Raw genomic sequence first — 13183 nt, forward strand, 5'->3', positions numbered from 1 at the left:
GGGGCCATAGCTCAGCTGGGAGAGCGCCTGCCTTGCACGCAGGAGGTCAGCGGTTCGATCCCGCTTGGCTCCACCACTACTGCTTCTGAAGTTTGAAAGCTTAGAAATGAGCATTCCATTGTGATGATGGTGAATGTTGATTTCTAGTCTTTGACTAGTTCGTTCTTTAAAAATTTGGGTATGTGATAGAAAGATAGACTGAACGTTACTTTCACTGGTAACGGATCAGGCTAAGGTAAAATTTGTGAGTTCTCTTAGTTGAGAAATTCGAATTTTCGGCGAATGTCGTCTTCACAGTATAACCAGATTGCTTGGGGTTATATGGTCAAGTGAAGAAGCGCATACGGTGGATGCCTTGGCAGTCAGAGGCGATGAAAGACGTGGTAGCCTGCGAAAAGCTTCGGGGAGTCGGCAAACAGACTTTGATCCGGAGATGTCTGAATGGGGGAACCCAGCCATCATAAGATGGTTATCTTGTACTGAATACATAGGTGCAAGAGGCGAACCAGGGGAACTGAAACATCTAAGTACCCTGAGGAAAAGAAATCAACCGAGATTCCCTTAGTAGTGGCGAGCGAACGGGGACTAGCCCTTAAGTGGCTTTGAGATTAGCGGAACGCTCTGGAAAGTGCGGCCATAGTGGGTGATAGCCCTGTACGCGAAAATCTCTTGGTCATGAAATCGAGTAGGACGGAGCACGAGAAACTTTGTCTGAATATGGGGGGACCATCCTCCAAGGCTAAATACTACTGACTGACCGATAGTGAACTAGTACCGTGAGGGAAAGGCGAAAAGAACCCCGGAGAGGGGAGTGAAATAGATCCTGAAACCGTATGCGTACAAGCAGTGGGAGCAGACTTTGTTCTGTGACTGCGTACCTTTTGTATAATGGGTCAGCGACTTATTTTCAGTGGCGAGCTTAACCGAATAGGGGAGGCGTAGCGAAAGCGAGTCTTAATAGGGCGTCTAGTCGCTGGGAATAGACCCGAAACCGGGCGATCTATCCATGGGCAGGTTGAAGGTTGGGTAACACTAACTGGAGGACCGAACCGACTACCGTTGAAAAGTTAGCGGATGACCTGTGGATCGGAGTGAAAGGCTAATCAAGCTCGGAGATAGCTGGTTCTCCTCGAAAGCTATTTAGGTAGCGCCTCATGTATCACTGTAGGGGGTAGAGCACTGTTTCGGCTAGGGGGTCATCCCGACTTACCAAACCGATGCAAACTCCGAATACCTACAAGTGCCGAGCATGGGAGACACACGGCGGGTGCTAACGTCCGTCGTGAAAAGGGAAACAACCCAGACCGTCAGCTAAGGTCCCAAAGTTATGGTTAAGTGGGAAACGATGTGGGAAGGCTTAGACAGCTAGGAGGTTGGCTTAGAAGCAGCCACCCTTTAAAGAAAGCGTAATAGCTCACTAGTCGAGTCGGCCTGCGCGGAAGATGTAACGGGGCTCAAACCATACACCGAAGCTACGGGTATCATCTTCGGATGATGCGGTAGAGGAGCGTTCTGTAAGCCTGTGAAGGTGAGTTGAGAAGCTTGCTGGAGGTATCAGAAGTGCGAATGCTGACATGAGTAACGACAATGGGTGTGAAAAACACCCACGCCGAAAGACCAAGGTTTCCTGCGCAACGTTAATCGACGCAGGGTTAGTCGGTCCCTAAGGCGAGGCTGAAAAGCGTAGTCGATGGAAAACAGGTTAATATTCCTGTACTTCTGGTTATTGCGATGGAGGGACGGAGAAGGCTAGGCCAGCTTGGCGTTGGTTGTCCAAGTTTAAGGTGGTAGGCTGAGATCTTAGGTAAATCCGGGATCTTAAGGCCGAGAGCTGATGACGAGTTACCCTTTGGGTGACGAAGTGGTTGATGCCATGCTTCCAAGAAAAGCTTCTAAGCTTCAGGTAACCAGGAACCGTACCCCAAACCGACACAGGTGGTTGGGTAGAGAATACCAAGGCGCTTGAGAGAACTCGGGTGAAGGAACTAGGCAAAATGGCACCGTAACTTCGGGAGAAGGTGCGCCGGTGAGGGTGAAGGACTTGCTCCGTAAGCTCATGCCGGTCGAAGATACCAGGCCGCTGCGACTGTTTATTAAAAACACAGCACTCTGCAAACACGAAAGTGGACGTATAGGGTGTGACGCCTGCCCGGTGCCGGAAGGTTAATTGATGGGGTTAGCTAACGCGAAGCTCTTGATCGAAGCCCCGGTAAACGGCGGCCGTAACTATAACGGTCCTAAGGTAGCGAAATTCCTTGTCGGGTAAGTTCCGACCTGCACGAATGGCGTAACGATGGCGGCGCTGTCTCCACCCGAGACTCAGTGAAATTGAAATCGCTGTGAAGATGCAGTGTATCCGCGGCTAGACGGAAAGACCCCGTGAACCTTTACTATAGCTTTGCACTGGACTTTGAATTTGCTTGTGTAGGATAGGTGGGAGGCTTTGAAGCGTGGACGCCAGTTCGCGTGGAGCCATCCTTGAAATACCACCCTGGCAACTTTGAGGTTCTAACTCAGGTCCGTTATCCGGATCGAGGACAGTGTATGGTGGGTAGTTTGACTGGGGCGGTCTCCTCCTAAAGAGTAACGGAGGAGTACGAAGGTGCGCTCAGACCGGTCGGAAATCGGTCGTAGAGTATAAAGGCAAAAGCGCGCTTGACTGCGAGACAGACACGTCGAGCAGGTACGAAAGTAGGTCTTAGTGATCCGGTGGTTCTGTATGGAAGGGCCATCGCTCAACGGATAAAAGGTACTCCGGGGATAACAGGCTGATACCGCCCAAGAGTTCATATCGACGGCGGTGTTTGGCACCTCGATGTCGGCTCATCACATCCTGGGGCTGAAGCCGGTCCCAAGGGTATGGCTGTTCGCCATTTAAAGTGGTACGCGAGCTGGGTTTAGAACGTCGTGAGACAGTTCGGTCCCTATCTGCCGTGGACGTTTGAGATTTGAGAGGGGCTGCTCCTAGTACGAGAGGACCGGAGTGGACGAACCTCTGGTGTTCCGGTTGTCACGCCAGTGGCATTGCCGGGTAGCTATGTTCGGGAAAGATAACCGCTGAAAGCATCTAAGCGGGAAACTTGCCTCAAGATGAGATCTCACTGGAACCTTGAGTTCCCTGAAGGGCCGTCGAAGACTACGACGTTGATAGGTTGGGTGTGTAAGCGCTGTGAGGCGTTGAGCTAACCAATACTAATTGCCCGTGAGGCTTGACCATATAACACCCAAGCAATTTGCGCTTAAAAGCCAGATTGCGGTGTGTGAAGACGAAACGAACCGAAAGTTCGATGTTCACAAACACCGAAAGCTGTCACATACCCAATTTGCTGAAGCGAGGCCAACTGGCCACGATTCGGTACCCGAATTTCTTGACGACCATAGAGCGTTGGAACCACCTGATCCCATCCCGAACTCAGCAGTGAAACGATGCATCGCCGATGGTAGTGTGGGGTTTCCCCATGTGAGAGTAGGTCATCGTCAAGATTAAATTCCGAAACCCCAATTGCGAAAGCAGTTGGGGTTTTGTTTTGTCCGCAGGAAAGTTTTTGAGCGTTTTCGGGGCAACTCTAACCATGATTCGTTGTTGCGTCGGGGCAGCGCCAGTGTTACTCCCCAGCGGTGCCATCTGCGACATTAGCCATAGAGTCCTAAGGCCGTCCACGTGCGCGTAGCAGCGCGCCCGCGATGTGACCAGCGCAACGAGTCGCTATTCGCTCAGCAGTCCTCTTGCGAGCCTCTGTAAGGGGCTGTTCGGACAGATGCGCTTGGCGGCCCTGTGAGGGCGGCAGAAGAGTGTGTAGCGGAGCTGTGCTTGCTTGGTTGAAGCATAAGGGCGATGCCCGAGCTATTAGGCAATGTGTCTTGCTTCTCGGTTGTCTGGAGGCTTTGATTTGCGAGCGAGTGAGGTGGGCGTGACTGTGCGCTCCGGAGTCTGCAGAGCACTTGCAAAAAGAAACTGTCTTGCGAGGGGGGGGTGAAATTCCGGAAACAAAAAAGCCCGCAGTCAGCGGGCTTTAGAGGTGTTACGTAGACGCTGGTACTCGTCTATGTCTTGCAAATGGTGCCCCGAGGGAGACTCGAACTCCCACTCCTTTCGAAAACGGATTTTGAATCCGCCGCGTCTACCAATTCCGCCATCAGGGCTCAATGGCGGCGAAGTATAGAGATGAGATTACCGTTGGTCAATCACGTTTCATGGTCTATTTTCGATATTTCCGCTAAACTTTCCGGCCCTGCTAGACGAACCCCATCATGCGCGTTGCTGACTTTACTTTCGAGCTCCCTGATTCGCTGATCGCCCGCCACCCTTTGGCCGAGCGTCGCGGTAGTCGCCTGCTGACCCTTGACGGGCCGAGCGGCGCTCTCGCACACCGTCAATTCACTGATTTGCTTGAGCATTTGCGCCCGGGCGATTTGATGGTGTTCAACAATACCCGGGTGATTCCGGCGCGGCTGTTCGGGCAGAAAGCGTCCGGCGGCAAGCTGGAAATTCTCATCGAACGTGTGCTCGATACACATCGCGTATTGGCTCATGTGCGCTCCAGCAAGTCGCCAAAACCGGGTTCGAAGATCCTTATCGACGGCGGCGGTGAGGCAGAAATGCTCGCGCGTCACGATGCGCTGTTCGAACTGGCCTTCGCTGAAGAAGTGTTGCCGCTGCTCGACCGTGTCGGGCACATGCCGTTGCCTCCCTATATCGATCGCCCGGATGAAGGTTCGGATCGCGAGCGTTATCAGACCGTGTACGCCGAGCGTCTGGGCGCGGTGGCGGCGCCGACCGCCGGGCTGCATTTCGATCAGTCGCTGATGGAAGCGATTGCCGCCAAGGGCGTCGAGACCACGTTCGTCACGTTGCACGTTGGCGCGGGGACGTTTCAGCCGGTGCGTGTCGAGAAGCTTGAAGATCACCACATGCACACCGAGTGGCTGGAAGTCGGCCAAGACGTGGTCGACGCGGTCGCGGCGTGCCGTGCGCGCGGTGGCCGAGTGATTGCGGTCGGCACTACCAGCGTACGTTCGCTGGAAAGTGCCGCGCGCGATGGCGTGCTCAAGCCCTTCAGCGGTGACACCGATATCTTTATCTTCCCGGGCCGACCGTTCCATGTGGTCGATGCCCTGGTGACTAATTTCCATTTGCCGGAATCCACGCTGTTGATGCTGGTTTCGGCATTTGCCGGTTATCCCGAGACCATGGCTGCCTACAAGGCCGCCGTCGACAACGGTTACCGCTTTTTCAGCTACGGTGATGCGATGTTCATCACCCGTAATCCCGCACCGACTGCCCCTGAACAAACAGGCCCAGAGGAAACAGAATGAGTCGCGAATGTCGCATGTCCTTTGAACTTCTGGCCACCGATGGCAAGGCCCGGCGTGGTCGCCTGACCTTCCCGCGTGGCACCGTCGAGACCCCGGCGTTCATGCCGGTGGGCACTTACGGCACGGTCAAGGGCATGTTGCCGCGTGACATCGTTGCCACCGGCGCAGAAATCATTCTGGGCAATACCTTTCACCTGTGGCTGCGCCCTGGCACTCAAGTGATCAAGGAACACGGCGACCTGCACGATTTCATGCAGTGGAAAGGCCCGATCCTCACTGACTCCGGCGGTTTTCAGGTGTTCAGTCTCGGCGCGATGCGCAAGATCAAGGAGGAGGGCGTGACCTTCGCCTCCCCGGTCGACGGCGCCAAAGTGTTCATGGGGCCGGAAGAATCGATGCAGGTGCAGCGCGATCTCGGCTCCGACATCGTGATGATTTTCGACGAATGCACGCCGTATCCGGCTGACGAAGACGTCGCGCGCGTATCGATGGAGTTGTCGCTGCGCTGGGCCCAGCGTTCGAAAAATGCTCACGGTGACAACACCGCCGCATTGTTCGGCATCGTTCAGGGCGGCATGCACCAGGATCTGCGCATGCGCTCGCTCGAAGGCCTCGACAAGATCGGCTTCGATGGCCTGGCCATTGGCGGTCTGTCGGTGGGCGAACCGAAACACGAGATGATCAAGGTTCTGGATTATCTGCCAGGCATGATGCCGGCTGACAAACCTCGTTACCTTATGGGTGTTGGCAAACCGGAAGATCTGGTTGAGGGTGTGCGCCGCGGTGTGGACATGTTCGATTGCGTGATGCCAACCCGTAATGCCCGCAATGGGCATCTGTTCATTGATACCGGCGTGCTGAAGATCCGTAACGCGTTCCATCGCCATGATGAATCGCCGCTGGATCCGACCTGCGATTGCTATACCTGCCAGAACTTCTCCCGCGCTTATCTGCATCACCTGGACAAGTGCGGCGAAATGCTGGGAAGCATGCTCAATACCATCCATAACTTGCGCCATTATCAGGTGCTGATGGCTGGTTTGCGCGAGGCTATTCAACAGGGTACATTGGCCGCCTTTGTCGATGCCTTCTACGCCAAACGCGGGCTCCCCGTTCCGCCTTTGGACTGAGTTTTCTGACCCCAAGATTCAACATTTGCAACTGGAGTGCTAAATGAGCTTTTTTATCTCTAACGCCATGGCTGACGCGGCTGCACCGGCTGCTGCCGGCCCAATGGGCGGCGGTTTCGAGTGGATTTTCCTGGTCGGCTTTCTGGTCATCTTCTACCTGATGATCTGGCGTCCACAGGCCAAGCGCGCCAAAGAGCAGAAGAACCTGCTGAGCAGCCTGCAGAAGGGCGACGAAGTTGTGACCACTGGCGGTATCGCCGGCAAGATCACTAAAGTTGCCGATGACTTCGTGGTTCTGGAAGTTTCCGACACCGTGGAAATGAAGTTCCAGAAAGGCGCCATCGCCGCCACGCTGCCAAAAGGCACGCTGAAAGCGATCTGAAGCAACAACTTCTACTCAATCGACGGGGCGCGCAAGGCGCCCCGCGTTCATAACGGGCGGCGTGATGCTGAACAAATATCCTCTGTGGAAATACATTCTGATCCTGGCGGTGCTGGCGATCGGTCTGATTTATTCCGCTCCGAATCTATACCCCGATGACCCGGCCATTCAGGTCAGCGGTGCAAGCACTGCGCTGCAAGTCAATCAGGCTGATCTGGATCGTGTGAGCACTGCGCTCAAGGAGTCCGGGATCAACGTCAAAGCAGCCACGCTGGCCGCCAACGGCAAGGGCGGTCTGATCCGTCTGAGCAAGGCTGAAGACCAGTTGCCGGCCAAAGACGTTGTGCGCAAGGCGTTGGGTGATGACTACGTCGTCGCGCTGAACCTGGCACAGACCACCCCGCAATGGCTGCGCAATCTGGGCGCGCACCCGATGAAGCTGGGTCTGGACTTGTCCGGTGGTGTGCACTTCCTGCTGGAAGTGGACATGGACAAAGCCCTCGATGCACGCCTAAAAGTCTACGAAGGCGACGTCAAGAGCCTGCTGCGCAAAGAAAAACTGCGTTATCGCAGCCTGCCGCAGCTGGGCGGTGCCATTCAGTTGGGCTTCAGCGATGAAGACTCCCGCGAACAGGCCCGTGCACTGATCCGCAAGAACTTCAACGATTTCGACATTGTTCCGGCCGACCTCAACGGTCAACCGGTGCTGCGTCTGGCGATGACCCCGGCCAAGCTGGCGGAAATCCGTGAATACTCCATCAAGCAGAACTTGACCACGGTACGTAACCGCGTCAACGAGCTGGGTGTTGCCGAACCGATCGTTCAGCGTCAGGGCGCCAACCGCATCGTGGTTGAGCTGCCGGGCGTGCAGGACACTGCCGAAGCCAAGCGTATCCTCGGCAAGACGGCCAACCTTGAGTTCCGTCTGGCCGCAGAGCCGGGCGCTTCGAAAGCCACTTCGGAAACGTTCGAGTTCCGTGAAGGCAAGCGTCCGCCAGCACAGATCGAGCGTGGCCTGATCATCACCGGTGACCAGGTTACTGACGCCAAGGCCGGTTTCGGCGAGCACGGCACACCTGAAGTGAACATCCGTCTGGATGGTCACGGTGGTGAGCTGATGAGCCGCGCAACTCGTTCCAACGTCGGTCGCAGCATGGCGGTGATCTTCATCGAGCAGCGTCCGGTCACCACTTACACCAAGCAAGTGGTCGATGGCGTCGAGAAAGACGTTGCGGTGCAAACGTTCAAAGAAGAGAAGAAGATCATCAGCCTGGCGACCATTCAGTCGCCGCTGGGTGCTCAGTTCCGCATCACTGGCCTGAACGGTCAGGGTGAGTCGTCCGAACTGGCGCTGCTGCTGCGTGCCGGTGGTCTTGCCGCACCAATGTACTTCGCTGAAGAGCGCACCATCGGCCCGAGCCTGGGTGCTGACAACATCACCAAAGGTATCGATGCGTCGCTGTGGGGCATGCTGTTCGTGTCGCTGTTCATCATCGCCATCTACCGCTTCTTCGGCATCATCGCCACTGTCGCACTGGCAGTGAACATGGTGCTGCTGCTGGCCTTGATGTCGCTGCTGGGTGCAACGCTGACCCTGCCGGGTATCGCCGGTATCGTGTTGACCATGGGTATGGCGGTCGACGCCAACGTGCTGATCTTCTCGCGGATTCGTGAAGAGATCGCCGCTGGCATGACCGTGCAGCGTGCAATCAACGAAGGCTTCGGCCGGGCATTCACCGCGATTCTCGACGCCAACCTGACTACCTTGTTGGTCGGCGGGATTCTCTTTGCCATGGGCACCGGCCCGGTCAAAGGTTTCGCAGTGACCATGTCCCTCGGGATCTTTACCTCGATGTTCACGGCCATCATGGTGACCCGCGCAATGGTCAACCTGATCTTTGGCGGGCGTGACTTCAAGAAGTTGTGGATTTAAGGGGCTGCCATGTTACGTACAATCAACTTCATGGGCGTTCGCAACTTCGCGTTCGGCGTCACAGTATTCCTCACCTTGCTGGCTATGTTCAGTGTCGCTACCAAGGGCATGAACTGGGGGCTGGACTTCACCGGCGGTACGCTCATCGAGCTGACCTACGAGCGTCCGGCCGATGTCACCAAGGTGCGTGAAGAGCTGGTAACTTCCGGTTACCACGAAGCCATCGTGCAGAGCTTCGGTGCCACCACCGATCTGCTGGTGCGCATGCCGGGTGAAGACCCACAACTGGGCCATCAGGTCGCGGAAGCGCTGCAGAAGCTCGGCGGTGACAACCCGGCGACGGTCAAGCGTGTCGAGTTCGTTGGCCCGCAGGTCGGTGAAGAGCTGCGCGACCAGGGCGGCCTCGGCATGCTGCTGGCGCTCGGCGGCATCCTGATCTACCTGGCTTTCCGCTTTCAGTGGAAATTCGCAGTTGGCGCCATCGTTTCGCTGATTCACGACGTGATCGTGACCATCGGTATCCTGTCGTTCTTCCAGATCACCTTCGACCTGACGGTGCTGGCGGCGGTACTGGCGATCATCGGTTACTCGCTGAACGACACCATCGTGGTATTCGACCGGGTTCGTGAGAACTTCCGTGTCCTGCGCAAGGCTTCGCTGATCGAGAACATCAACATCTCGACCACTCAGACTCTGCTGCGGACCATGGCGACGTCGATCTCCACTTTGCTGGCGATCGCGGCACTGCTGTTCTTCGGTGGTGACAATCTGTTCGGCTTCTCGATCGCGCTGTTCATCGGTGTTCTGGCGGGTACCTACTCGTCGATCTACATCGCGAACGTGGTACTGATCTGGCTGAACCTGACTACCGAGGATCTGATTCCTCCGGCGAACACCGAGAAGGAAGTCGACGACCGTCCATAACGGCCATCGTTTTCCCGGCTGTCAGCCCAAGAAAGGCGCGAGTTGAACTCGCGCCTTTTTTTATGCTCCAAGGCTGGGAGAAGCGCGGGCGTGTCCCGCATGTGATGGTCAGGAGGTTCATGTGAACAAGTCGTTGCTGGTTGGTGCGGTATTGGGTGCTGTCGGTGTGACTGCCGGGGGCGCTGTTGCCACCTACAGCCTGGTTAAAAGCGGCCCTGAGTATGCGCAAGTGTTGGCCGTTGAACCGGTTAAAACACAGATCAAGACTCCACGTGAAGTGTGCAAGGACGTGACAGTGACTCGTCAGGCACCGGTAAAAGATCAGCACCAGATTGCCGGTACCGTCGTCGGTGCGCTGGCAGGTGGTTTGCTGGGTAATCAGATTGGCGGCGGCACCGGCAAGAAAATTGCCACGGTAGCCGGTGCGGTCGGTGGCGGTTATGCGGGTAACAAGGTGCAGGAAGGCATGCAAGAGCGTGACACTTACACCACTACACAAACCCGCTGCAACACGGTCAATGACATCAGCGACAAGGTCGTCGGTTACGACGTGCGTTACTCGCTCGATGGCAAAGAAGGCAAAGTGCGGATGGATCGCGATCCGGGCAACCAGATTCCGGTCGACAAGGAAGGCAAGCTGATTCTGTCGCAGAATGAGCCGGGTCAGTAAGGACCGACTGTTTTAACAAGAAGCACCCTGCGGGGTGCTTTTTTTGTGCCCGCCATTTAAGTCACGCAACAAATCCCTGTAGGAGTGAGCCTGCTCGCGATAGCTATTTATCATTCGATGCAGGTGGTGGCTGATACATCGCTATCGCGAGCAGGCTCACTCCTACATTGGTCCCGTGGTGTGGCGGGTGACGAATTCCAGACATAAAAAAAGCACCCCGAAGGGTGCTTTTTTCGTTTCGCGGGAAGCTTAGCGCTTCAGCGAAGCCGGCAGGTGCGGCTGGATCGCCGTCAGTACTGCCTTGAAGCATTTGGTGTTGCCGGCAACGATGTGACCTTTTTCAAGGAAGTCGTGACCGCCGGTGAAGTCGCTCACCAGGCCGCCAGCTTCTTGAATCAGCAGGGCGCCTGCAGCCATGTCCCATTCGGACAGGCCCGACTCCCAGAACGCATCGAAACGACCGGCAGCGACGTAAGCCAGGTCGAGGCTGGCGGAACCGGCGCGGCGGATGCCGGCAGTCTGGCCAACCAGGGCGCGGAACATGCCCAGGTAGTTGTCGAGGTTGTCCATCTGGTCGTCACGGAACGGGAAGCCGGTACCGAGCAGGGCGCCGTCGAGGCTGGTGCGACCGCTGACGCGCAGGCGACGACCGTTCAGTTGAGCGCCGCGACCACGGCTGGCGGTGAATTCTTCCTGGCGAACCGGATCCAGAACAACAGCGTGTTCCAGGCGACCACGGTATTTGCAGGCAATGCTGACAGCGAAGTGAGGAATGCCGCGCAGGAAGTTGGTGGTGCCGTCCAGCGGATCGATGATCCACAGGTACTCTTCGCCTTCGATGCCGGTGCCAGCGTGCAGGCCGGTCTCTTCACCGCGGATGGAGTGGTTAGGGTAAGCCTTGCGCAGCGCGTCGATGATTTTCTGTTCGGCGGCGCGATCGACCTCGGATACATAATCCTTGGCGTCTTTTTCGTCGACCTTGATGGTATCCAGGCGCTCGATGGAGCGGAAGATCAGTTCACTGGCGCTGCGGGCGGCGCGCAGCGCGATATTCAGCATGGGCTGCATGGATGTGTCACCTAAGGTTGTTAAAGAAAGCCGCGCATTCTATCAGAACTTTTCTTCAGGTGAAGGACGCTGTTCGCTTTCATAGCTTAACGGTAGGCTGTTCTGTAAGATTTGCACCCCTTTCCTGTGTCCGAGAGCGCCTCCCTTGCTGCAGAACATTCGTGTCGTCCTGGTCAATACCAGCCACCCCGGCAATATCGGCGGGGCCGCGCGCGCCATGAAAAACATGGGTCTGTCGCGATTGGTGCTGGTCGAACCGCGCCTGTTTCCGCACCACGAGGCCGATGCTCGCGCCTCCGGTGCCGGTGACATCCTTGAAAACGCGCAAGTCGTCGCTACCTTGGAAGACGCTTTGGTCGGCTGCAATCTGGTGCTTGGCACCAGCGCCCGTGACCGTCGAATCCCCTGGCCGCTGCTGGACCCTCGCGAATGCGGAACCAAAGTGGTTGAGGAGGCCGGGCAGGGCGCTGAAATTGCGCTGGTGTTTGGTCGTGAAGATTCCGGTCTGACCAATGACGAACTGCAGCGATGTCACTTTCACGTGCATATTCCCTCCGACCCTGAGTTCAGCTCGCTGAACCTCGGCGCGGCGGTGCAGGTGTTGAGCTACGAAGTGCGCATGGCCTGGCTGGCCGCACAAGGTCAGCCGAGCAAGATCGAGAAAGAAGAAGTGGCCTCGGTGAAAAGCGCCGAGCTGGCGACCATGGATGAACTGGAGCGCTTTTATGAGCATCTGGAGCAGACGCTGGTCGCCATCGAGTTCCTCGATCCGGAAAAACCACGGCACTTGATGGCGCGCCTGCGCCGGTTGTACGGACGCAGCTCGGTCAGCCGGGCGGAAATGAATATTTTGCGTGGCATCCTCACGGAAACCCAGAAAGCGGCCCGTGGTGAGCTTCTTAAGCGGAAGGACTAAATGATGTTTGAGCGTTTGCGTGAAGATATCCAGAGCGTGTTCCATCGAGACCCGGCAGCGCGTAACGCTTTTGAAGTTCTGACCTGCTACCCCGGCATGCACGCGATCTGGATTCATCGATTGGCCGGCATGCTGTGGCGCAACGAACTGAAATGGCTGGCACGGCTGGTTTCGAACTTCGGTCGCTGGTTGACCGGGATCGAGATTCATCCGGGGGCCAAAGTCGGTCGTCGTTTCTTTATCGACCACGGCATGGGCATTGTCATCGGTGAAACCGCTGAAATTGGCGATGACGTGACCATTTATCAGGGCGTGACCCTCGGCGGCACCAGTTGGAATAAAGGCAAGCGTCACCCGACGCTGGGTGATGGTGTGGTGGTCGGTGCGGGCGCCAAAGTGCTCGGTCCGTTTACGGTCGGTGCCGGTGCCAAGGTGGGTTCCAACGCCGTGGTGACCAAAGAAGTGCCGCCGGGCGCCACTGTTGTCGGTATTCCAGGTCGAATCATCGTCAAGTCCGATGAAGAGCAGGATGCCAAGCGCAAGGCCATGGCCGAGAAGATCGGTTTCGATGCCTACGGTGTCAGCGAAGACATGCCTGACCCGGTGGCGCGCGCCATCGGTCAATTGCTCGATCACCTGCAAGCGGTGGACGGGCGTCTGGAGGGTATGTGCGGCGCGCTGAAGGATCTGGGCAGTAATTACTGTGCGAAAGATCTGCCTGAGCTGCGCGAAGAAGACTTCGCCTGCGTTAAGGATAAGGATCAGAGTCAGGCTAGCTAAACCGCGCCGCTGCCTTCGCGAGCAAGCTCGCTCCCACAATGGAATGTATTGTCCTTGTGGGAGC

General features: G+C 56.6%; 9 protein-coding genes, 2 tRNA genes and 2 rRNA genes. 11 read left to right on the top strand and 2 right to left on the bottom strand.

Annotated elements, in window-relative coordinates:
- From HUW52_RS07125 to rrf, 3 genes are all read left to right on the top strand, one after another.
- Positions 1-76 (top strand) — tRNA-Ala (locus HUW52_RS07125).
- A gap of 247 nt (positions 77-323) precedes the next feature.
- Positions 324-3217: ribosomal RNA gene (locus tag HUW52_RS07130) — 23S ribosomal RNA — on the top strand.
- A gap of 150 nt (positions 3218-3367) precedes the next feature.
- Positions 3368-3483 (top strand): 5S ribosomal RNA (gene rrf, locus HUW52_RS07135).
- Between the two features lie 575 nt (positions 3484-4058).
- Here the strand turns inward: rrf and HUW52_RS07140 are convergent.
- Positions 4059-4143: transfer RNA gene (locus HUW52_RS07140), tRNA-Leu, on the bottom strand.
- Between the two features lie 108 nt (positions 4144-4251).
- On the opposite strand from HUW52_RS07140, the gene queA reads away from it, so the two are divergent.
- The 6 genes from queA (at position 4252) to HUW52_RS07170 (ending at position 10355) form a co-directional block, all read left to right on the top strand.
- Entirely contained in the window at positions 4252-5316 is a 1065-nt protein-coding gene (queA, locus tag HUW52_RS07145; RefSeq protein ID WP_016984383.1) for a tRNA preQ1(34) S-adenosylmethionine ribosyltransferase-isomerase QueA, read from the top strand.
- Positions 5317-5330: 14 nt separating this feature from the next.
- Complete coding sequence (gene tgt / locus HUW52_RS07150) at positions 5331-6446, top strand: tRNA guanosine(34) transglycosylase Tgt (RefSeq protein WP_162130185.1); 1116 nt, start codon at positions 5331-5333, stop codon at positions 6444-6446.
- 43 nt (positions 6447-6489) lie between these two features.
- Complete coding sequence (yajC, locus tag HUW52_RS07155) at positions 6490-6828, top strand: preprotein translocase subunit YajC (protein WP_007916913.1); 339 nt, start codon at positions 6490-6492, stop codon at positions 6826-6828.
- Between the two features lie 64 nt (positions 6829-6892).
- Entirely contained in the window at positions 6893-8761 is a 1869-nt protein-coding gene (gene secD, locus HUW52_RS07160) for a protein translocase subunit SecD (RefSeq protein ID WP_175553266.1), read from the top strand.
- A gap of 9 nt (positions 8762-8770) precedes the next feature.
- Positions 8771-9685 carry a protein translocase subunit SecF gene (gene secF, locus HUW52_RS07165; RefSeq protein ID WP_175553267.1) on the top strand — a complete coding sequence of 305 codons (915 nt, stop codon included), beginning with the start codon at positions 8771-8773 and terminating at the stop codon, positions 9683-9685.
- Positions 9686-9806: 121 nt separating this feature from the next.
- Positions 9807-10355, top strand: a complete 549-nt coding sequence (locus tag HUW52_RS07170) for a glycine zipper 2TM domain-containing protein (RefSeq protein WP_007956693.1) — start codon at positions 9807-9809, stop codon at positions 10353-10355.
- 249 nt (positions 10356-10604) lie between these two features.
- Here the strand turns inward: HUW52_RS07170 and suhB are convergent, their stop codons facing one another.
- A complete protein-coding gene (gene suhB, locus HUW52_RS07175; protein WP_016984379.1) occupies positions 10605-11423 on the bottom strand; it encodes an inositol-phosphate phosphatase in 819 nt (272 codons plus the stop codon).
- A 145-nt stretch (positions 11424-11568) separates the two neighbouring features.
- Between suhB and trmJ the strand changes: the two genes are divergently transcribed.
- Both trmJ and cysE read left to right on the top strand, forming a co-directional pair.
- Positions 11569-12339, top strand: a complete 771-nt coding sequence (gene trmJ, locus HUW52_RS07180) for a tRNA (cytosine(32)/uridine(32)-2'-O)-methyltransferase TrmJ (RefSeq protein ID WP_008084663.1) — start codon at positions 11569-11571, stop codon at positions 12337-12339.
- Positions 12340-12342: 3 nt separating this feature from the next.
- Positions 12343-13119 carry a serine O-acetyltransferase gene (cysE, locus tag HUW52_RS07185; protein ID WP_026000547.1) on the top strand — a complete coding sequence of 259 codons (777 nt, stop codon included), beginning with the start codon at positions 12343-12345 and terminating at the stop codon, positions 13117-13119.
- The last annotated feature ends 64 nt before the right edge of the window (positions 13120-13183 follow it).

This window comes from Pseudomonas sp. 43A, assembly GCF_013363935.1.
Lineage (GTDB): Bacteria > Pseudomonadota > Gammaproteobacteria > Pseudomonadales > Pseudomonadaceae > Aquipseudomonas > Aquipseudomonas crudilactis.

What these genes read in the sequence shown, in the direction of transcription:
- cysE (WP_026000547.1), top strand. Translation starts at nt 12,343, where the DNA reads ATGTTTGAGCGTTTGCGTGAAGATATCCAGAGCGTGTTCCATCGAGAC.
- suhB (WP_016984379.1), bottom strand. Translation starts at nt 11,423, where the DNA reads ATGCAGCCCATGCTGAATATCGCGCTGCGCGCCGCCCGCAGCGCCAGT.
- tgt (WP_162130185.1), top strand. Translation starts at nt 5,331, where the DNA reads ATGTCCTTTGAACTTCTGGCCACCGATGGCAAGGCCCGGCGTGGTCGC.
- secF (WP_175553267.1), top strand. Translation starts at nt 8,771, where the DNA reads ATGTTACGTACAATCAACTTCATGGGCGTTCGCAACTTCGCGTTCGGC.
- queA (WP_016984383.1), top strand. Translation starts at nt 4,252, where the DNA reads ATGCGCGTTGCTGACTTTACTTTCGAGCTCCCTGATTCGCTGATCGCC.
- yajC (WP_007916913.1), top strand. Translation starts at nt 6,490, where the DNA reads ATGAGCTTTTTTATCTCTAACGCCATGGCTGACGCGGCTGCACCGGCT.
- secD (WP_175553266.1), top strand. Translation starts at nt 6,893, where the DNA reads ATGCTGAACAAATATCCTCTGTGGAAATACATTCTGATCCTGGCGGTG.